The organism is Terriglobia bacterium, assembly GCA_020073205.1.
Lineage (GTDB): Bacteria > Acidobacteriota > Polarisedimenticolia > Polarisedimenticolales > JAIQFR01 > JAIQFR01.
The window spans coordinates 84,836-107,950 of the sequence record JAIQFR010000003.1; the positions used below are offsets into that span (position 1 = coordinate 84,836).

A 23,115-nucleotide genomic window follows, 5' to 3' on the forward strand; every position below is an offset into this window, starting at 1 on the left:
TCCGCGGGGCGGGCGGCTCGCTTCCAGGGCATGGGCGGTGCCGTGACGAGAGGGGCGCGATGAACGAGAGAAGCGTGCGGGTCCTTCTGTGGATGCTCGCGACCGGTCTCGGAGCGATGTCCTCGGCGGTCGCGACGATCCTCTCGACGCCGGGCGCCCACGCCGCCATCGGGGTCTGCGATTCTTCTCCGGCACAGGCGGTCGAGGTGGAGCCGGGAGCGAACGGCTACGCCACGCTCAAGGCGGCGTTCGACGCCATCAACGCGGGAACCCACACCGGCGCGATCACGATCGAGATCTGCTCCGACACGACGGAGTCCGCCGGCGCGGTTCTCAACGCGAGCGGCTCGGGCTCCGCCTCCTACTCGAGCATCGCGATCTCCCCGGTGGGAGGCGCCAGGACCGTCGCGGGCAGCATCGCGGGGCCCCTGATCGACCTGAACGGCGCCGACAACGTCACGATCGACGGCCTGAACAGCGGCGGCAACGCGCTGACCCTCGACAACACCAACACGACGACAGCGTCGACGATTCGCTTCATCGCGGACGCATCGGAGAACACGGTCCGGAACTGCACCGTCAGGGGCGCCGGGACGAGCACGACCCTGGGCACCATCCTCTTCTCGACGGGCACGACGACGGGGAACCTCGACGACGCCATCACGGGCAATACGATCACGTCGTCCGGCTCGAATCTCCCGACCAATGCCATCTACTCCGCCGGCACGTCGACGACGGTCGCCAACAGCGGAATCTCGATCGTCGACAACGGCATCCAGGATTATTACAACGCCGCGAGCGCGTCGAGCGGCATCCTGGTCGCCTCGAACAGCGCTTCGTGGACGATCACCGGGAACCGGTTCTTCCAGACGACGACGAGGACGGCCACCTCCGGCAACGTTCACCGGGGGATCGACATCGTCACGGCGAGCGGAGGCGGGTACACGGTCGGCCAGAACACGATCGGCTACCAAGACGCCGCGGGGACGGGGACCACGACGTACGCGGGCGCCGTCGCGAGCCGGTTCGTCGGGATCGAGCTGACCGTCGCGAACTCGCCGGCGTCCGACGTCCAGGGGAACACCGTCACGGCGATCTCCCTGGCCACTTCGAGCGGGGCATCGACCGCACCCGGGATCTTCACGGGCATCAGCATCCTGGCCGGATCCGTCAACATCGGCACCGCCGCCGGAAACACGATCGGCGCGGCGACCGGGACCGGCGCCATCGCCGTCACGTCCATGACGACGGGCGGATTCATCGCCGGAATTCATGCGGCTTCCAGCGGCACGGTCGTCATCCAGAACAACAACATCGGCGGGATGAGCACCGGGGGCGCGGCGGCTGTCGGCTATCTCTTCCGCGGCATCGACACCGCCGGATTCGCCAACAGCTTCGCCCTCTCCGGAAACACCATCGGCAGCACGGGGACCGCCAACTCCATCACCGTCGGCATCAGCGGCACGACGACCGCGAGCACGCTGTTCTACGGGATCTACAACGCCGCGACGGGGACCCTTTCCATCACCGGCAACACGATCCAGAACTGTTCCGCTCTCGGCACCGGCGCCGGGTTGTTCTACGGGATCACGAGCGGCGCCGGCACGGGAACGCTGACGATCGCGAACAACAGCGTGATCGCCGGGCGCAATGACGGCACCGGGGAGACACGCGGGATCTACAACTCGGCTGCCGTCGCGACCGCCAACATCACCGGGAACACGGTCCGAAGCATGACCGTCGGAAGCGCGGCGGGCCCGTTCTACGGGATCCAGCAGGCGGGCGGCGTCTCGACGACGATCAACCTGGACAACAACAGGCTCGGCGACGCCATCGGCGGCCTGGTCACGTACACCGCCGCGAGCACGGCCCCCCTCTATGGTATCTACAACAGCGCCGGCGCGAGTACGGCGGCCCTCTCGATCCAGGGGAACGACCTGCGGGGCATCGCCTACGGCGCCGCCGGCTCGAACGTCAACAACTACATCTACAACAGCGCCGCGACGCTCTCCCAGGACATCAGCGACAACACGTTCACCGACCTGAGCGTCAACACGACGGGGAGCGTCTACTTCATCTATGACTCCGTAAGGGTCCCGGCGACCGGGACCCAGACGATCAGCAACAATTCGATCGTCGGCTCCTACGACAAGGGGGGGGCCGGCGGCACGGTCTACGCGTGCTACAGCATCTCCAACTCCGCCGCCGGCGCGGTGATCAGCCACACGAACAACAACTTCTCGAACATCACGGTGACGGGCGGCACGGGCCTCTACGGCTGGTACAACGGGGACGGCGGCTCGCCGACGAAGACCTTCCGCGGGAACACGTTCACCCACTGGAGCGGCGGAACGGCCGCCACTTACGGGATGGTCCTCGACCGCGGCACGTCGAGCGTCGTTTCCAACACGATCAGCGGCATCACGGCCGGCGGCGCGTTGTACGGGATCAACATCGGGACCTCGGGCAGTTACACGGTCACCTCGAACACCATCGACGGCCTGTCCTCGACGGGCGGGAGCGTCTACGGGATCGCGACGGGCACCAACGACCTGACGGACGGCAGCCTGAACGTCATCCACACCCTGTCGTCGACCTCCCCTTCGGGCGCCGTGTACGGGATCAGCGTCGCCTCAACGACCTCGAGCATCGTCAGGAACAAGATCTACGACCTCCAGGAGAACCAGGCCGGCGGTTCCGTTTACGGGCTGTTCGTCTCCGGCGGAGCTACCGTCACCCTGGCCAACAACCTCGTCGGGGACCTGCGGACGCCCGCCGCGAACGGGGCCGATCCGCTGGTGGCGCTCTACGTCTCCGGCGGGACGACGGTCAACGCGTACTACAACACCGTCTTCTTGACCGGCACGAGCACCGGCGCCCTGTTCGGTTCGAGCGCCGTCCTCGCATCCACCACGCCGACCCTGACCCTGCGAGACAACCTCTTCGTGAACGGAACGACACCGAAGGGCGCCGGGCTGGCCGTCGCCTATCGCCGGAGCGGGACGCAGCTGACGAACTACGCGGCCGCCTCGAACAACAACGACTTCTACGGCTCGACGACGTTCACCGACGGCACGAACACGGACGTCGGCATCGGGGCCTTCATGGCCCGCGTGGCGCCGCGGGACTCGGCTTCCGTCAGGGAGAACCCGCTGTTCCTGAGCACCTTGGGCGACGATCCCGCCTTCCTGCACATCGACCCGTCGCTCCCCTCGCTGCTCGAGAGCGGCGCCGTGAACGTCGCCGGCATCACCGACGACTATGATACGGACATTCGCCAGGGGAACCCGGGCTACTCCGGGGACGGGACCGCGCCCGACATCGGCGCGGACGAGTTCAGCGAGACCCCGCAGGATCTGAGGCCGCCGGTGATCAGCTACACGCCCCTCCTGCACGGCGCGGTCGGCACGGCGCGCACCTTCGGGAACGTGGTCATGACCGACGCCACCGGCGTCGACGCCACCGCGGGAGCCCGGCCGCGCGTCTACTACAAGAAGTCGACCGATACGAACGACCTCGCGGCAACGGGCTGGAAGTTCGTGGAGGCGAGCGGCGGTGGCGGCTCACCCTTCGCCTTCACGATCGACTACACCTTGCTCAACGCCGGGTCCGTCGGCGTGGGCGACGTCATCCAGTACTTCGTCGTGGCCCAGGACACGGCGGCGAGGAAGAACGTCGGCATCAACGCCGGCACGTTCGCCGCCACGCCGGCCAGCGTCGCCCTGACCGCCGCGGCCTTCCCCATCGGCGGGCCGATCGCCAGCTTCGGGATCGTGCCGTCGATCGGCGGCAACAAGACCGTCTGCGCCACGGGTTGCGACTACGCGTCCCTGACGAATCCGGGCGGCCTGTTCGATACCATCAACGGCACCGTCCTCGCGTCGAGCATGACGGTCGGCATCACGAGCGATCTGACCGGCGAGACCGGCTCGGTGGCGCTGAACGAATGGAGTGAAGACGGGGCCGGCGGCTACACGCTCACGATCCAGCCGAGCGGCGCGGCGCGGACGGTCACCGGGACGGGCAACGATGCGGTCCTGATCAAGCTGAACGGCGCCGATCGCGTGATCTTGAACGGCTCGATCGACGGCGCGGGTACGGACCGCAGCCTGACGCTGCAGAATACGAATGCGGCGGCCGGCACCGGCACGCTGCTCATCGCCAGCCTCGGCCCGGGCCAGGGCGCCACCCAGGACACCGTCGAGAACTGCATCATCAAGGCCGGCGGCATCGGGACTTGGGCGAACTTCACGTTCGGCGTCCTCGTCGGCGACACGACCGGTGCGTCCGCGGGCGCGGACAACGACGACCTGACCCTCCGGAACAACCAGATCACCCTCGCCCGGACCGCCATCCAGGCGGTCGGCACCAAGGACGGCGTCAACGACAACCTGCTGATCACCGGCAACGTGATCGGCGACGGCACGCTGGCCGGCTCCCTGGGTCGGCTCGGTCTGGTGCTCGAACTGGCGAACCACGCGACCGTGACCGGGAACACCATCGAGAACATCTCCCTCGATTCCGACACCTCGAGCGCGATCGGAATGTCCCTGACGACGCTGACCGATTCCACGATCAGCCAGAATACGATCACCGGGATCCAGCCCGTCTCCACGTTCCCTCCGTACGGTCTGGTCCTGCTCGACGCGAGCGGCGTCGCGGTCACGCAGAACACGATCGACGGCGTCCAGGTCTCCTCCGGGAATCCTTGCGGGATGTGGATCGGGAAGAGCGTCGTCAACTCGAGCATCACCCGGAACGTCATCGCCAACGTCGTGGCCGGCGGCACCGATGGCTACGGCGGCAAGGGGATCGACATCAACACCGGTGACGCCGCCAGCAACGACACGATCGCCAACAACACGATCGCCAACATCGAGGGGGACGGGAACCCGGACCTGACCGGGAACGCCATCGTCGGCATTCGCGTCCAGGCCAGCGGCGGGATCGACTTCTACTACAACGCGGTCGACCTCGGCTCCGGGAGCTTCGCCGGGTCTCCCTCCGGGAACAGCGCCGCGATGTACATCGGCTCGGGCTGCACGGCGATGAACCTCCGCGACAACATCTTCGCCACGAACCTGGACAACACGAATCTGACGACGACCGCGACGTACGCCATCTACTCGGATTCCCCCGGCGCAGCGTTCACGGGCATCGACTACAACGACTACTTCGCCGCCGGTGCGCAGGGCGTCCTCGGGTACCTGGGCGCCGCCCAGACGACGTTGCCGGCGTGGCGGACGGCGACCGGCCAGGACGCCGGCTCGCTCGCCGTCGATCCGCTGTTCGTCTCGAGCGCCAACCTCGAGCCGCAGGTCGGCTCGCCGGTCGTGGGCGCCGGGACGCCGATCGCCGGGATCACGACGGACATCGTCGGCGCGGCGAGGAGTCCGACCCACCCGTTCATCGGCGCCTACGAGTCGGCGATCGACATCTCGGGGCCGACGATCGCCTACACGCCGCTCGGCAACACGACCAGCACGGCGAGCCGCGCCTTGACGATCTCGGCCACGGATCTGTCGGGCGTGCCGACCTCGGGCCTCGGCGTCCCGGTCGTGTACTTTCGAAAAGGAGCGACGGATCCGTACGTGTCGAGGGCGTGCTCGTTCGTGAGCGGCGGCACGTACGACTGCCTCATCGATTACGCCCAGTTGACCGGAGGCGTCGCGGTGGGCGATCCGATCCAGTACTACGTTGCCGCTCAGGACGGGGCCAACGTCGTGTCGGTCGATCCCTCCGCCGGCGCGAGCGGCTTGCTCGCCAATCCGCCGCGGGCGATGACACCGCCGAGCCCGCCGAACGGCTATCTGATCGGGCTGGGATACGCCGGCTCCTACGACGTCGGCGCGGGCCAGTCGTTCGTCTCGCTGACGAACCCGGGCGGCGTCTTCGAAGCCATCAACCGCGGAGTCCTGACCGGAAACGCGACCCTCGACATCACCTCCGATCTGACGGCCGAATCCGGGACGATCGCGCTCCATCCGTGGGCCGAGGAGGGCGCCGGGGGGTACACGCTGACGATCCGACCGAGCGGCGCGGCCCGCGTGATCTCGGGCAGCTCCGGCGGCGCACTGATCAAACTGGACGGTGCCGACAGGGTGACGATCGACGGCTCGGTGTCGGAAGGGCCTCCCGGGACGGATCGCGGCCTGACGCTCGTCAACACCGACGGGGGAACCGGATCGGCCGTCCTCTGGGTGGCGAGCGCGTCGACGTCCGATGGCGCGACGAACGACACGATCAAGAACTGCGTCATTTCGGGGTCCTCGGGCGACACGACGCTCGCGGGCATCGTCGGCGGCAGCGGAACGACCCTGGGCCTCGCGGCCGACGCCCCGAACTCGAACAACACGATTCAGAACAATGCGTTCATCCGGGCTCGGAACGGCCTGTACATCGTGGGTCATGCCGGCGTCCTGGACGCGAATTGGCGGATCCTGGACAACACCATCGGCTCGACGGTGTCGGCCGAGAAACTGGGCGAGCGGGGGCTGCTGTTGGGCAATGCTCAGGACGCCGCCGTGAGCAACAACGGCATCCACGGTGTCGTCAATCCGTTCATCGCCCCGGACACCAATGGCATCCAAGTCGCCTTCAAGATCAACGGAGGCTCCATCTCCGGGAACGAGATCAGCGACGTCAAGCAGACCTCGACCGACGGCTGGCCGTGCGCCGGCATCTACCTGGGTGCCAGTTCGACGGCCTCGAACCTGACGGTCGCCAACAACGTCATCCATGACATCGCTGCGTACGGCTACAGCAGCGTGGCCTTCAACGGCCATGGCATCGCGCTGGGCGGCGGCGGCGGTTACAAGCTCGTCCACAACTCCGTCCAGATGACGACCGACCAGAGCATCGCCGCGGTGACTTCCGCCATCTACATCGAGAGTGGCGTTGTCGCTCCGGGTTCGGTGGATCTGCGCGACAACGTCTTCTCCAACTCCGAGACGCTCGGAACGCGCTACGCAATCTACTGTGCCGCGGCGAGCGAGGTCTTCTCCGACATCAACTACAACGACTACGGACCCGAAACCGGGACGCTCGGGTACCTGGGCGGCACGCAGTCGACGCTGGCCGAGTGGTCGGCGGCGACGGGCAAGGACCTGAACTCCATTTCCGCCGACCCGCGGCTCGTATCCGCCACCGATCTGCGGCCGGTGGTCGGTTCGCCCCTCCTCGCCGCCGGTCAGCCCGTCGGAATCCTGACGGACATCACCGGGGCCTCGAGGAGCCTCACCGCGCCGTCCATCGGCGCGTACGAGAACGGCGTCGCCACCGACCTGTCGGTGACGGAGGCCGACGCGCCGGACCCCGTCGCCACCGGCTCGAACGTGGCGTACACGATCACGGTCACGAACAACGGCTCGGTCGAGGGCGTCAACCCCACGCTCGCCGACTCGACCCCGGCGAGCACGACGTTCGTGTCGGTGACCGCGCCCGCGGGTTGGACGTGCACGGCGCCGGCGGTGGGAGGAACGGGAGCGGTGAGCTGTTCCGCCGCGACCCTCGACCCCGGCGCGTCGGCGGTGATCACCCTCGTCGTCAAGATCGACTACTGCGCCGGCAATACCTCCACGACCAACACGGCGACCGTCTCGAACGACGTGCCCGATGCGAACCCCGCCGACAACACCGCCTCCGAGACGACCACCCTCAGCGATTCGGGCGCCTGCGACGACGGCAACGCGTGCACGGAGCTCGACACGTGCCAGTCGGGCGTATGCGTCGGATCGAATCCGGTGGTGTGCACGGCGCTCGATCCGTGCCACGACGTCGGCGTCTGCGATCCTCCGACCGGCATTTGCTCCAATCCGGCGAAGCCGAACGGCGCGGCCTGCAACGACGGCAACGCGTGCACGCAGACCGACACGTGTCAGGCGGGCGTCTGCACGGGCTCGAACCCGTTGGTTTGCACCGCCGACCCATGCCACGACGCCGGAGTCTGCGATCCGGGCACCGGGATCTGCTCCAACCCCGCGAAGGCCGACGGAACGTCCTGCAACGATGGCAGTGCCTGCACGCAGACCGACGCGTGCCAGGCGGGGGTCTGCACGGGCTCGAACCCGGTGGTCTGCACCGCCGACCCTTGCCACGACCCGGGGACGTGCGATCCCGGCACGGGAGTGTGCTCGGCGGCCATACCCAAGGCCAACGGGACGTCCTGCAACGACGGAAACGGGTGCACAGAGACCGACACCTGCCAATCGGGCGTCTGCACGGGCTCGAACCCGGTGGTCTGCACTGCCGATCAGTGCCACGACCCCGGGACGTGCGATCCCGGCACGGGAGTGTGCTCGGCGGCCCTACCCAAGGCCAACGGGACGTCCTGCGACGACAACGACATCTGCACGGTCAACGACGTGTGCGCCGCAGGCTCGTCCGAGAACTTCGACGGCGTGACGGCGCCGGCTCTCCCCGCCGGCTGGACGACGGCGGTCACGCCGACCAGCGCCCTCGCCTGGGAGACGAAGACCGACAACAGCGACACGGCCCCGAACTCCGCGTGGGCGGAGGATACCGCCGGCGTCACCGACAAGACCCTCGACTCGCCGCCGATCTTCATCGCGACGGCGACGGCGCGGCTGACGTTCGAGCAGAGGTGCGATCTGGAGAGCGACAACGACGGCGCCGTGCTCGAGATCAAGATCGGCGCCGGGACGTTCCAGGACGTCCTGGCGGCCGGCGGTTCCTTCGTGAGCGGCGGCTACAACGGAACGATCTCGAGCTCCTCCGGCAACCCGATCGGCGGACGTCAGGCCTGGACGGGAACGTCCACCACGTTCACGTCCACGGTCGTCGATCTTCCCGCCACGGCGGCGGGACAGACCATCGTCCTGCGGTGGCGTGTGGGCACCGACGCCGGCGTCGGGTCCACCGGCTTCTGGATCGACACGATCGTCCTGATCGACGATGCCACCTGCCACGGGACGCCGGGAAACGCCGGAGCGGTATGCCGCGCGGCCGCCGGAGTCTGCGACGTGCCGGAGTCCTGCGACGGAATCAATCCGACGTGCCCGGCGGATCTCTTCGTGTCGCCGGCGACGGAGTGCCGCGCTTCGGCTGGGGTCTGCGATCTGCCCGAGTCCTGCACCGGAACGAGCGCCGCGTGCCCGGCGGATGCGAAGAGCGCGGCCGAGTGCCGTGCGTCGGCGGGGATCTGCGACGTCGCGGAGTTCTGCAACGGCGTCGACAACGACTGCCCGACGAACGCTCTCGAGCCGTCCACCGTCGAGTGCAGACCTTCGACGGGGGCCTGCGATCCCGCGGAAAGCTGCACGGGGACGAGCGCCGATTGCCCGGCCGACATCGCCAATCAGAGCAGCCCGGTGGGCAACAGCGTGGCGCTGAGCCACAACAAGTCCACCGGCACCACCACGATCGCCTGGACCGAAGCCGAGGCCGGGCCGTTCAACGTGTACCGGGGGTCGAGAGCGGCCGGAAGCCCGTTCAGCTACAACCACACCTGCTTCGCCCTGGGCGCTCCGGGGCCGAGCGTCACCGACACGGACACCCCGGCGATCGGCCAGGTGTTCTACTACCTCATCTCCCGCAAGGATCCAGCCTGCTCCGAGTCGAGCCTCGGGCAGCGGAGCGGTGGAACCGAGCGGCCGAACGCCAGCCCCTGCGGCAGCAAGACGGTCGCCGACGGGGACCAGGACGGCGTCCCGGACGTGCTGGACAACTGCCCGAAGGTCGCGAACGCCGCGCAGCTCGACGCCGACGGCGACGGCCACGGCGACGCTTGCGACAACTGCCCGGCCGTTTACAACCCCGACCAGAGCGACATCGACGGCGACGGGATCGGCGACGTCTGCGATTCCGACATGGACAACGACGGCGTGCCCAACGAACTGGACAACTGCCCGGCGGTCTACAACCCCGACCAAAGCGACGCCGACCGCGATGGCGTCGGGGATGCCTGCGAGCCACCCTCCGAGGGCCCTGTGTAGACGCGAGCCGTCGGTTCAGCGCCAGCGGCAAGCCCGGAGGGGGCCACCGGACCCCTTCGGAATTCTGGCGAAGGGCCCGCGTGTTCTTCCGGCACCGTTCCAAACAACCAAGAATGGCGGCAATTCTTCGAGCGCGGCACTAATGTGCCAATCGTAGCGGCCAAAAAGCTGAACAAGAAATGGAGTCTTCTCCGATGCCCCGAAAGGCGATTCGCCGTACAACTTGGCAATCGTGTTCGGGGAGGAGGCACGTTTGCGGGGCAGCTCCCGGGGGGCGGTGAGTTGGCGGTGCCGTGCGGTGGCTTCGTGTCGCCGCGTCGAGACCCCGCTTCGGTCACTTCGCACTCACGATCGACATCGAAGTGCTTTCACCCGCATCGACACGGGCAGCCGCGCCGGCTCTCGTGAGGACGAAGTCCGAGGTTTGAAAACTGCTCGCGATTCCGCGCAACGCGGGATGGGCGAGCTTGATCGTTACGCTGGAAGGGATGGGGAGGAGTTGGATTCCAGAAGTGGATCGACCGTTCTAACCCTTACGGAGGGGGGATGTCTATGACGAAGATGTTGAAGACGGCAGGCGTCGCGTGCTTCATCGCATGCCTTGTGGCCGCGCTGTGCGTCACGGTTCCCGTGGCGCGCGCGCAGCAGAAATCCCCGGGGGTCTCCGGGATCACCGACGGCGAAGGCAACCCGGTGAACCCGGACGCCTGGGTGACGGGCCACAAGACCGTGGGGAGCACGCAGTTCGTTCAGCGGGGCCAGGCGTGGTGGCCTTATCAGACACCGCCTCCTCCGTTCACCCAGGTCGGCAGGAGCGCCGAGAACATGACGGCGGACGAGATCGACGTGAACGGCGTCGCGACGCTGGACATCAAGAATCTCGCCGCGGCCATGCAGCTCATTCCCTCCGACCTCGTTCTCGCGCCCGGTAGCCAGCTGGAGCAGGACGCGGGGTACTACCTCCTCAAGATCGACGGCTTCGTCCGCAAGCAGCCGCAGGTCGACGCCCTCGAGGCCGCCGGCGCCTCCCTGGGCGAGTACATCAACATCAACACGTACATCGCCAGGATTCCCTCGAGCGCCATGGAGGCGGTCAAGGCGCTTCCGTTCGTCACGTTCGTCGGGGACTATCACCCCGCCTTCAAGATCAACCCCCGGATCGGCCTCGAGGAGATCCCGACCGAGGTGGTCTACGACCCGGACACCGGCGCGGTTCTGCCTTGGCTGTTCGAGGTGACCCTGCACCAGGGCGCGAACCTCCAGGAAGTCATGGATGCGCTGGGCGTGCTGGGCATCTTCCCGGCGCCCGAGGACGTCGCCGTCAGCGGCGACATGGCGACCGTGTTCTTCTACAGCGCCCCCGAGGTCGTGCCCGACGTGTCCAAGATCCCCGGGGTCAAGTGGATCGCCGAGAAGACGTATCCGCGCCTCCTGGCGTCGGCCACCAATCCCGCCGCGATGCCGATGCTCCTCCAGAACAACGGCGTCTACACCACCAGCGGGGCGACCGGCTGGAAGCTCTGGAACGCCGGGATCGACGGCAGCGCCACGGGCCAGATCGTCACCATGATGGACACGGGACTCAACACCAACATGGAGCACTTCTCCCAGAACGCGGCCAGCGCGGGCACCGTGGGAGCATCGCACCGTAAGGTCGTCGGCTACGACAACTACGGCGGCGACGTGTGCGTCAACGCCTACACGAGCACCGACGGCGGCCATGGCACCTGGACGAGCCAGCATGCCGTGGGCTCGATCTCCAACATGTCCGGGACCCTCGACACCACCCACGTTCCCAACGTGAACTACGACGACGGGGTCGCCCGGGGCGGCAAGGTCTACTTCCAGGACATCGGGACCGCCGCGGGGACGCTCAGCACGCCCGCCAACCTGGGGGCCTCGGTCACCGCAGCCATCGGCAAGGGCTCGTACGTCCAGAACTACTCCTGGGGCACCTCCTCGCCGACCTACGACACCCAGACCAGCAGCCTCGACACGGCCATGTTCGCCAATCCCGGTTTCGTCGTGACCATCTCCGCCGGGAACAGCGGCGTCGGCGGCCGGGGAACCATCGGCTCCCCCTCCACGTCGAAGAACGCGATCACGGTCGGCGGAGCCGACGCGGCGCGACCCGACTACCTCTTCGAGGACTGCGGCTGGGACGGCACGGCCGCGTGCAGCGCCGCCAACGACAACGGCTCCAGCCGCGGACCCGTCACCACGTCGCTTCGCGTGAAGCCGGACATCATCACGTACATGTGGTCCAGCTCGGCCAGCACCACGGGGGGTGAAGTCGAGGCAGGGGACCGCCCGCACGCGATGTGCCAGACCGACGCGACCAAGACCGTCTACTGGGATTACACCAACAACAGCGGCTCCGGGGGCACCTCGTTCGCGGCTCCCGAGGTCGCCGGGTTGGCGCTCCTCGTCCGCGACTACTTCCAGCAGGGCTTCTACCCGTTCGGGGTGGCGAATCCCGGCGCCGCGTTCGCTCCCGCCGGATCGCTCGTGAAGGCCATGATCCTCGCCTCCGGCGAGAACATGACCACCACCGCGACACCGACGTCGAGCATCGCGGTCCAGCAGCGCTACAGCAACGACGTGGGATTCGGCCGCGCCAACCTCCCCTCGGTCATGCACATCGGGAGCGGCGCGCCCTTCCTGTTCGTGAAGAGCGACGACGCGCTGGGCGACGGCGCCACCAAGTCGTTCTCGCTCAACATCAACTCCAACGCGATCCCCCTGCGGGTCCTGATGGTCTACTACGACGCCGCGGGTAACACGATCCAGAAGGACGCGGACCTCAGGGTCACCATCGGGTCGAGCGTCTACTGGGGGAACAACTTCTCCTCCGGCTGGAGCACCACCGCGACCGTGGTCAGGGACCACACGAACCCGACCGAGGGCGTGTTTCTCGACGCGGCGCACGGTCTGCCGGCCTCCGGGACCGTCCAGGTCGACGTGATCGGCTACAACGACCCGGGTGGCATGAACTACTCCCTGGTCGTCGCGGGCGACGTCGTGAGCGCGGCGGTCACCCAGGTCTTCATGGACAAGTCGTCCTACTCCTGCAACGACACCATCGCCCTGACGGTGAACGACTCCGCGGCGACGTCGCCGGTCTCCGTCACGCTGGTCAGCAAGGACAGCGGCGGCGGGACCATCGACACGCGCATCGTCAGCCTTCCCGGCGCCGGCGGCGTGTTCCACGGAACCATCGCGACGGGCACCGGCATCCTCGTGTCCAACGGCGGCTCCCTCGTCGCGACGTACGACGCGGTCACGCCGGCCACCGCCTCTGTCGCCTGTGCGGTCGCCCTGGACCGCTCCGACTACAACTGCGGCGACACCATCCACGTCACGGTGAACGACGGGGCGGCTTCGTCGCCCATCGCGGTCACGCTGGTCAGCAAGGACAGCGGCGGCGGGACCGTCGACACGCAGACCGTGAGCTGCACGGGCTCCGGCGGCGTGTTCACCGGGACCATCCACACCGGCAGCGGCATCGCCGTGGTGGACGGCGGGAGCCTGGTCGCGAGCTACGGCGTCTTCACGCCGGCCACCTCCGCGGTCATCTGCCAGCTCGCCGTAGCCGACGGCGGGTTCATGATCAAGGGCGGCTGCGACAACGCTGCCGCCGGCACCAGCGACTTCTCCGGCCCCCTGTTCAACGGGGGCAGCAACGAGTTCTACACCAAGTACATGGACGCCGGCGAGTACTCGAGCTACACGGCGGAGTTCGTGAACAACACCGGGCGGGCGCTCACGGACGTGGACGTCGCGCTGAGCTTCTCGGGCGCCGGGGCGGCCCACATGACGGTCCTCAATCCGACCGTCCACGTGGGCTCGATCGCGATCGGCGGGACCGCGGGAGCGGTCTTCCAGCTCTACACCGACCCGACCACCCCCGGCCTCACCAGCGTCAACCTGAACTTCGCGATCACCGCTCCCGGCGACGGGTACCCCGCGGCGACGCTCATGACCCAGGTGCAGCTGCTCCAGACCAACGACGTCGTCGCGCGGCTGACCCACTGCAGCACGTTCGACACGAGCCCGCTCACCGCGGGGACCTGGTACGAGTCGGTCGTCACCGGCGCGACCACCAACCCCTGGCGATGGATCGGGAGCGCGGCCTCGCCGTCCACCGTGGGCAGCGAGAACCGGACCGACGGCATCTGCAGCAGCAGCGCGGCGAACAAGGGGATGATGGTCGGCAACTCGGCCACCACCACCGGCAACAACTTCAACAACAACGCCGACTCGTTCCTGCTGACGAACTTCCAGCCTTCGCTCCGCGGTAATGGGCCCAGCGGCCAGCCGTACCACTACGCCTGGAAGTGGCACTCCTTCTACCACGCTTCGGAGGCCTTTACGAACACCAGCGGTGTGTGGGGAGCGTTCTACAACGATCAGTGGAACAGCGCGACCAATCCCACCGCCGACGACGCCAACAACAACTTCCCGATCGTCGTGTGCTGCTACTACCACACCATCCTCGACTACGTGGGCGTGTGGAACTGGGAGACGGCCAACACGGGGGTTCCGGACAATCCGAGCCTCGGACCCACGTCGGGAGGCGCTCCCAACCAGCTGATCATCACGTTCAACAACGTCAACGGCTTCGCCACGAGCGGGAGCTACTTCGCGTACGGCCACGAGCACGCCGATGTCTTCTTCTTCGGTGTCGGCACCCATGGCACGCACCGAGACTCCGCCATCGACAACGACAACCTGGTGTACGACGAGTACTACGCTGCGGCGCAGGTGGGGAACTCCTGCGGCGCGGGCGGCCAGGCGGGTCAGGTGGCGTTCGACCGGCTGAACTACAACGATTGCCCGTCGTCCACGGCGGTCCTGAGCGTGGTGGACGCCGACGCGGTCGGTCCGCTCCAGGTGACGGTGACGAGCCCCGGAACCGGGGACAGCGAGGTCGTGACGCTCACGGGCTCGGCGCCGTACTTCTCGGGCAACCTCACCCTGTCCACGACGTCCGGCCTCGGCAGCAACAACGGCGTCCTGTTCGTCCTCCCGGTGGAGACGATCTCGGCGAGCTACACCGATGCCTCGCCGGCCGGGACCACGAGCGCGACGGCCAACATCGGCTGCGCCAGCGGCGACGTGATCTTCCAGTCCAACACCCAGGTTTCGGACAACGGCGACAACGACGGGATCGCGGACAACAACGAGACCGTCGTCATGGACATCACGATCAAGAACAACATGGCGACGCCCCTCACCAACGCCAAGGTGACGATCTTCAACAACTCGCCCAACGTGGTGGATTGCATCTCCGACAACCAGGCCCTGTACGGGACGGTGGCGAACGGTGCGACGGCGACCAACCCGTCGAGCGACCGGTTCACGTTCCACGTGTCCCCCTCGGTGATCTGCTCCGATTGGCAAAATCCCCCCGTGGCGAAGTTCACCGTGGTCATCACCGGGGACGGCTTCTACGGCTCGTCCTCCCTGCAGACCTTCACCCTCAGCGTGAACCTCGATCCCACCAGCACCGGCGGCAGCTACAGCGTCACCCAGAACTTCAACACGGATCCGGGCTGGACGACGGGCAGCCTTCCGGACGACGACGGCGTCTGCACCACCCCGTACATCAACGAGTTCCACTGGTGCGCGGCGTGCGGCAACGGCGGCGGCGGCTACGGGGCCTGGGTCGGCAACAGCCCCTTCGGGACCGCCGGGCAGACCTACAGCCTCGCCGATTCGTCGGCGCTCTACTCTCCGGTCTTCATCGCCAACGGTAACGTCACGCTCCAGTTCTCCGTGGCCTACCGGACCGAGTTGACGTACGACGGCGCGCTCGTCCAGCGCAAGGTCGGGACCGGTGCCTGGACCAACGTGCCCTTCACCACGCCGGCGCAAGCGGCGCTGACCACGTCCACCAATTTCTGCGGTCCGCTCGCGTCGGGCGTCTCGGCCTGGACCGGAACGTCCCTCGTCAGCCCCTACTGGACCACGACGAACGCGGCTTCGGTGACCGCGACCTCCGGCCAGACCATCCAGTTCCGCTGGAGGCTCGGCGCCGACACCTCGGTTCTCCCCAGCGGCTTCGGGGGCTTCGGTGTCGACAACGTGGTCCTCAACAACCTCAAGCAAACCCTGATTTGCGAGCCCACCTTGAACTCGTGCCTGCCTGACTGCACGGGCGGGGTGATCACCTGTCCGGCCGCGATCGTGTCCGAGTGCCAGGCCAACCTGGCGTCGGACATCACCGTGCCTCCTGCCACGGCGATCGATTCCTGCCAGGCCGTGGGCACGTTCACCAACAGCTACAACGCCGGCGGTGCCAACGCCTCCGGCTCGTACCCCGTGGGCGTAACCGACGTGAGCTTCACGGTGGCGGACGCCGCCGGGCATCAGGCGAGCTGCGACACCGCGATCACGGTGCGGGACACGACCCCGCCCGCGATCACCTGCCCGCAGTCGGTCACGGTCGAGTGCCAGGGCGGCTTGCAGTCCGAGGTCACGCTGCCGGATGCGACGGCGACCGACGTCTGTCAGCCGAGCGGCCTGGTCATCACCAACTCGTACACGCCCAACGGCGCGAGCGCCTCGGGCTCCTACCCGGTCGGCACCACGGTCGTGACCTTCACGGCGATGGATGCGGCGGGGAACCAGAGCAGCTGCCAGACCAGCGTCACCGTGGCGGATACGACCCCGCCGGTGATCAACTGCCCGCAGTCGGTCACGGTCGAGTGCCAGGGCGGCTTGCAGTCCGAGGTCACGCTGCCGGATGCGACGGCGACCGACGTCTGCCAGCCGAGCGGCCTCGTGATCACCAACAGCTACACGCCCAACGGCGCGAACGCCTCGGGCTCCTACCCCGTCGGGCCCACCGTGGTGACCTTCACCGCGACGGACGCCGCTGGGAACCACGCCAGCTGCCAGACCACCGTCACGGTGCAAGACACGACCCCGCCGGTGATCACCTGCCCGCAGTCGGTCACGGTCGAGTGCCAGGGCGGCTTGCAGTCCGTAGTCACGCTGCCGAACGCGACGGCGACCGACGTCTGCCAGCCGAGCGGCCTGGTCATCACCAACGGCTACACGCCCAACGGCGCGAACGCCTCGGGCTCCTACCCGGTCGGCACCACCCTGGTGACCTTCACGGCGACGGACACCGCTGGGAACCACGCCAGCTGCCAGACCAGCGTCACCGTGGTGGATACGACACCTCCTGTGATCACCTGCCCGGCCCCGATCACGATCGAGTGCCAGGGTAACTTCCAGTCGATCGTCTCCGTGCCCCCGGCGACGGCGATCGACGTCTGCCAGCCCAGCGGCCTCGTGTTCGCCAACACCTACACGGCCAACGGCGCGGACGCCTCGGGCTCCTATCCCATCGGCACCACCACCGTGGGCTTCACGGTGACGGACGCCGCCGGGAACCACGCGAGCTGCCAGACCACGATCACGGTCCGGGACACGCTCCCGCCGGTCATCACCGCGGTGTCGAGCCCGAGCGTGCTCTGGCCGCCGAACCACCAGATGGTGACCGTCGGCAACACGGTGATCGCCACGGACATCTGCGATCCGCACCCGGTGATCATCCTGACGGCCGCGACCTCGAACGAGCCCGATGACGCCAACGGCAACGGGGACGGCCACACCACCAACGACATCCAGGGTGTCTCCCTCGGCACCCCGGACTACTCCATCGACCTCCGCTCCGAGCGCGACGGCAACGGCGCGGGGCGCATTTACACCTTGACCTATCTGGCGACCGATGCCTTCGGGCACAGCACCAGCACGTCCACGGCGGTCTCGGTCCCGCACGACATGAGGGACAGCGCGCCTGAGCCGCTGAGCCTCGTGCTCGTGGGCAAGACCAACACCACGGTGATGTGGGGCCCGGTCGTGGGCGCCCAGAGCTACGACGTGGTCCGGGGCGACCTGGCGAACCTGACGGTGATGGGTTCGAACATCGACCTCGGCCAGGTGACCTGCATCGAGCACGCCACCACGAGCACGTCCACGATCGGGTACGAGGACAACGCGATTCCGGCGCCCGGGCACGTGTTCTTCTATGCCGTGCAGTACTTCGACGGCACCCGGAACGTCTCCTACGGCACGGAATCGGCCGGCAAGGCCCGCGTGATCGGCGCTGGCCACGGAGACTGCCAGTAGCCAATTCGAAGGGAGGGCAGGCCCTCCTTTCGTGCACGGCCCCCTGGTTCGGCCCGCTCGGCCTCACGGCCGGGCGGGCCGTTTTTTTGTTCCCCGGGAAGGCTGCGCGCTCGTGTGGCCCCAGGGTCGCCGCCTCCCGCCGTCGATTGCGCTATCCTGATGCGATGAACCGTCCGACGATCGCTGAGACCCTGCGTGCGGCGCCGGTTGCCCGGGCGCTGGTGCTTCTCGGACTCCTCGCGATCGGGAGCGCCGGGTGCAGCCGGGAATCGGCGACGTCTCCGGCTCCGGTGTCCGCCGCTTCGGCCGATCGCAGGCCGTCGATCCTCCTCGTGACGATCGACACCTGGCGCTCCGATGCGCTGGGACTCTCGGGATCCGGTCGGGTCGCGACTCCGCGCCTGGACGCCTTGGCCCAGGGAGGCGTGTACGTTCGGAAGGTCCAGACCGCCTGCCCCCTCACGACCCCCGCGCACACGACGATCCTCACCGGTCTCGTACCCCACCGTCACGGGGTGCGGGACAACCTCCACTACCGGCTGAAGCCCGGCGTCCCGACCCTGGCGACGATCCTGTCCGGCGCGGGGTATCACACGGCCGCGGTCGTCGCCGGGGCGCCGCTTCGCAAGGTCTACGGCCTGGACCGGGGATTCGCGACCTACGACGATTCCGGACTGCAGGCGGAGGGCGATGAGGCATTCGTCCCCTCCCAGCACCCGGCGGACGTGTCCACCGACCGCGCGCTGTCGGTCCTCGCGAGTCTGCCCGCCGCGCCGGCATTCCTCTGGGTCCACTACTACGACCCTCACGTTCCCTACGCGCCCCCGGAGCCGTACCGCTCGCGCTACGCGTCGAGCCCCTACGCGGGAGAGGTGGCCTTCGTCGACGAGCAGGTGGGCCGCCTCCTGGACGGCCTTCCTCGGGGGGGCGGGCGCGTCTGGACGGTGCTCGTGACCGGGGACCACGGCGAGGGTCTCGGAGAGCACGGCGAGGAGACGCACGGCGTGGCGCTCTACGAGCCGACGCTCGAGGTCCCGCTCCTGCTCCACCCGAGGCCCGCCGGCTTTCGCGACCCCTCGGGCCACGTGGGACTCGTCGACGTGCTCCCCACGCTCTGCCACGTGGCCGGCGTGTCCGCGCCGACCACCGACGGCGTGGACCTGGCCGCCGGGGACGTGCCGAGACTCCGGATCCTGGCGTCGGAGGCTGCCTACGCGGCGACCTCCTTCCGGTTGAATCCGGTGCTGTCCCTCAGGCGAGGGGATCTCATCTGGTTCCACCACGGGGTGGACGAGGTGTACGACGTCGCGGCGGATCCCGACGAGCGGTCGGACCTCTCCGCCACGGCGCGTGGCACGACCTTCTTGAAGGAGCTGTCCCCGGTTTTGGCCAAGTACTTCGGCGAGGATCCCGCCGCGGACATCGCCGGCCGCACGCTGGAGGTGGCGCCCGAGCAGCTTCAGGCGCTGAGGAGCCTGGGTTACGTCGGCGGCGGCGGCGGCACGGGTCCGCTGCGCACGATGGACATCCGGCGGTTCCTTCCCGACCTGAACGCGTTCAACGACGCCAGGGACCGAATCGTCCGCAAGGACGGCGCGGGCGCGCGAGGCGCGCTCCGGGAGCTCCTCGGACGCTACCCCGACTCGAACCTGGTCTGGCGCGAGCTGGGCTCGGCGTGCCTCCTGCTCTCCGACCGCCCCGGCGCCGAGGAGGCCTTCGGCAAGGCTCTATCCCTCGAGCCGGCGGACGCCGTCTCCGCGCTGAACCTGGGGAACCTGCGCGCGATGGCGGGGGACAATTCGGGGGCCGAGCGACTCTACCTGCGCTCGCTCGCCGCCGAGGAACAGCAGGCCGAGGCGCATCTCAATCTCGGATTGCTCTACGCCCGGGTCCTGAACCGCCCGGCCGATGCGATTCCGCACCTCGGACGCTTTCTCGAGCTGACCCCGAGCGACCGTGAGGCGCCGGCGGTCCGTGCGCTCCTGGCGCGGCTGACTACGGCCGCCCCCCGATAGCGCCCTCCGCCCTGAGGATGTTGGCGCCGGCCTCGGCGAAATCCGGCTTGATCGCGAGCGCCCGCCGGAAGTGCTCGATCGCCTCCGGGTACCGTCCCTCACGGGCCAGCGCGATCCCCAGGTTGTTGTGGGCCTCCGCGAGATCGGCGCGGATCGCGAGGGCCTGCCGGAAGCGATCGGCCGCCTCCGGCCAGCGGTTCATCCTCGTCAGGGCCAGGCCCGCGCCGTTCGAGGCCTCGGCGTAGTCCGGCTCGAGGACGAGCGCCCGATCGAATTGCTCGATCGCCTGGGGGAACCGGCCCGCCCCGAGCAGCGCGTTGCCCATGTTGAAGCGAAATCCCGCCGACCCCGGGCGCAGGCGCAGCGCCCGGTCGAGCTGCTCGACGGCCTCGGCCGTCCGGCCCTGTCGGGCGAGAGCGGTGCCCAGGTCGTTGTAGGCCTCCGCGAACTCCGGGTAGAGACGCAGCGCTTCGTGGTAGTGCTCGATGGCCTCGGCGATCCGGCCCTTTCGAACCAGGGCGAGGCCGAGGTCATTGTGGGCCTCGGCGAATCCCGGCCAGATGCGCAGGGCTTCGGAGTAGTGGGCGATCGCCTCGTCCGTCCTGCCGCGGTCGAACACGGCGACGCCGAGGTTGGTCTCCGCCAGCCAGTTGTCCGAGGTCACCGCCAGCGCGTGGTCGAAGAGCGCGACGTCGTCCGTCCAACGCCCGACCTGGACCCGGGTCACGATCGAGAGCGCGAGCAGGGCCGCGGCGGAAGCGGCGGCGACCGCAGTCCGGGCCCAGCGCGCGCTCGCTCCCAGCTCGGTCAGCGCCCAGGCGATCGCGACGAAGATCCCGATCAGCGGCACGTACGTGTACCGGTCCGCCATCGCCTGCGCGCCGACCTGGACGAAGCCGACCACGGGCACCAGAGCGCCCAGGTACCAGAGCCAGCCGAACGCGACGTAGGGCGCCTTCTTCGCGAGACGCAGCGACAGCCAGGTGAAGGCGGCGAGCAGGACGATCGACCCCGAGAGCGGCCACGGGGTCAGGCCGCCGTGGGGATGCGGGTAGAAGACCGCGAGCGAGGCCGGCCAGAAGGTCTTCCCGAGGTACGACACGTACGAAAGCGCCGCGTTCGCGAGACGCTCGCCGAAGGTGAAGTCCTGAAGGGTCTCGACGGATCCGCCGCTCCGCTGCGCGGCGAAGGTCACGACGCACGAGGCCGCCGCCATCGCGAGGAGGGGAGCCTTCTCGACCAGGAGCCGCGACAGCGTCTCCTTGGATTCCCGGAGCGGGAGCGCCAGTCGGCGGAGCGGCCAGAAATCGAGGAGCAGGAGCAGGAACGGGAGCGTCACCAGCATCGGCTTCGCCATCAGCGAGAGCGCGTAGAGCGCCACCACGAGGGCGTAGCGGAGGGCGGTCCTCGACCCGAGGTAGCCGACCCAGGCCAGGAGCGCGAGGAGCCCGAAGAGCGTGCTGAGCACGTCCTTCCTCTCCGCGATCCAGGCGACCGACTCGACGTGCAGGGGGTGGACCGCGAAGAGGCAGGCGACGAAGGCGCACCGCCAGAGGGACCCGGTCAAGCGGACGAGCAGGAGGAAGAGCAGGAGCGCGTTTGCGGCGTGGAGGAGCAGGCTCACCAGGTGATGCCGGCCCGCGTCGAGGCCGAAGAGCTGGACGTCGAGCATGTGGGAGAGCCAGGTGAGCGGGTGCCAGTTGGAGCACTCGGTGGCGGTGAAGGCCCAGGCGATCGAGTCCGCGGTGAGCCCCTTCTGAACCTGCGCGTTCGCGGTGACGTAGCGGTCGTCGTCGTAGTTGACGAACCCGTTTCCGAGCACGCCCCGGTACGCGAGGAGCGTGAGAAGGACGATCACGGCGCCGATCGCGACGAGATGGGCCGGACGCGGTCTGGGAGTGGTCGCCGATCGACGTGCAGGCGAGGAAGGGCGGGTGTCGGCCATGTCGTGCTCGGCGCGGTCCTACCGGGGCGGCCTCAGAGCCTCCTCGGCCCGCTGTAGATTGGCGCGAGCGTCGCCGAGATCCGGCTTGATCCGCAGCGCCTCCCGGAATTGACCCAGAGCCTCGGGAACGCGGTTCGAACGAGCCAACGCGACCCCCAGGTTGTTGTGGGCCTCGGCGAACCCGGGACGGATCCTGAGCGCCCGTTGATAGCTCTCGATCGCTTCGGGAAGGCGGTCGCTTCTCGCCAGCGCCAGGCCGAGACCGTTCAAAGCCTCGACGCGATCCGGCTTCAGGCGCAGCGCCCGCTCGTAGTGCTCGATGGCTTCCGCGTAGCGCCCCGTCCTCGCCAGGGCGTCGCCCATCTCGTCGTGGGCCTCGGCGTCGTCGGGCCGGAGACGGAGCGACTGGTCGTAGTGCCCGATCGCCTCGTCGATGCGACCCGCCTTGAAGAGCGTCTTGGCCAGATTGTAGTGCGCCTCCGCGTTCCCGGGGACGATCCGCAAGGAGAACTCGAGATGCTCGATCGCTTCGTCGGCCCGCCCCTCACCGGCCAGGGCGCCCGCGAGGTTGGCGTGCGCCAGCCAGTTGTCCGAGGTCACGGCCAGAGCGTGCTCGAAGAGCGCGAAGTCGTCGGCCCAGTGCCCGACCTGGACCCGGGTCACGAGCGAGAGGGCGAGCACCAAGGCGGCGCAGGCGGCGGGAATCGCGTGACGGGCGGAGCGATACCGCTTCGCCGGCTCCGCCACCCCCCAAGCGATCGCGACGAAGATGCCGATCAGCGGCAGGTACGTGTACCGGTCCGCCATCGCCTGCTGCCCGACCTGGACCAGGCCGATCACCGGAACCAGCGTGCCGAGGTACCACAGCCAGCCGAACGCGACGTAGGGCGCCCTCCTCGCGAAACGCAGCGACAGCCAGGTGAAGGCGGCGAGCAGGACGATCGACCCCGAGAGCGGCCACGGGGTCAGGCCGCCGTGGGGATGCGGGTAGAAGACCGCGAGCGAGGCCGGCCAGAAGGTCTTCCCGAGGTACGACACGTACGAAAGCGCCGCGTTCGCG

Annotated in this window: 5 protein-coding genes; 3 read left to right on the top strand and 2 right to left on the bottom strand. The window is 68.4% G+C overall.

Going from position 1 to position 23,115, the window contains the following annotated elements:
* Positions 1-59 precede the first annotated feature (59 nt).
* The 3 genes from LAO51_01325 (at position 60) to LAO51_01335 (ending at position 20,110) form a co-directional block, all read left to right on the top strand.
* A complete protein-coding gene (locus tag LAO51_01325; GenBank protein MBZ5637377.1) occupies positions 60-9,953 on the top strand; it encodes a thrombospondin type 3 repeat-containing protein in 9,894 nt (3,297 codons plus the stop codon).
* A gap of 552 nt (positions 9,954-10,505) precedes the next feature.
* Entirely contained in the window at positions 10,506-18,095 is a 7,590-nt protein-coding gene (locus LAO51_01330; GenBank protein MBZ5637378.1) for an HYR domain-containing protein, read from the top strand.
* 164 nt (positions 18,096-18,259) lie between these two features.
* Positions 18,260-20,110: a sulfatase-like hydrolase/transferase gene (locus tag LAO51_01335; protein MBZ5637379.1), complete on the top strand. Its 1,851-nt coding sequence runs from the start codon at positions 18,260-18,262 to the stop codon at positions 20,108-20,110.
* Here the strand turns inward: LAO51_01335 and LAO51_01340 are convergent.
* Complete coding sequence (locus LAO51_01340; GenBank protein MBZ5637380.1) at positions 20,091-21,968, bottom strand: tetratricopeptide repeat protein; 1,878 nt, start codon at positions 21,966-21,968, stop codon at positions 20,091-20,093. The genes LAO51_01335 and LAO51_01340 overlap by 20 nt on opposite strands.
* A gap of 105 nt (positions 21,969-22,073) precedes the next feature.
* On the bottom strand, positions 22,074-23,115 hold a 1,042-nt coding region (locus tag LAO51_01345; protein MBZ5637381.1), incomplete at its 5' end, for a tetratricopeptide repeat protein.

What these genes read in the sequence shown, in the direction of transcription:
- LAO51_01325 (MBZ5637377.1), top strand. Translation starts at nt 60, where the DNA reads ATGAACGAGAGAAGCGTGCGGGTCCTTCTGTGGATGCTCGCGACCGGT.
- LAO51_01330 (MBZ5637378.1), top strand. Translation starts at nt 10,506, where the DNA reads ATGACGAAGATGTTGAAGACGGCAGGCGTCGCGTGCTTCATCGCATGC.
- LAO51_01335 (MBZ5637379.1), top strand. Translation starts at nt 18,260, where the DNA reads ATGAACCGTCCGACGATCGCTGAGACCCTGCGTGCGGCGCCGGTTGCC.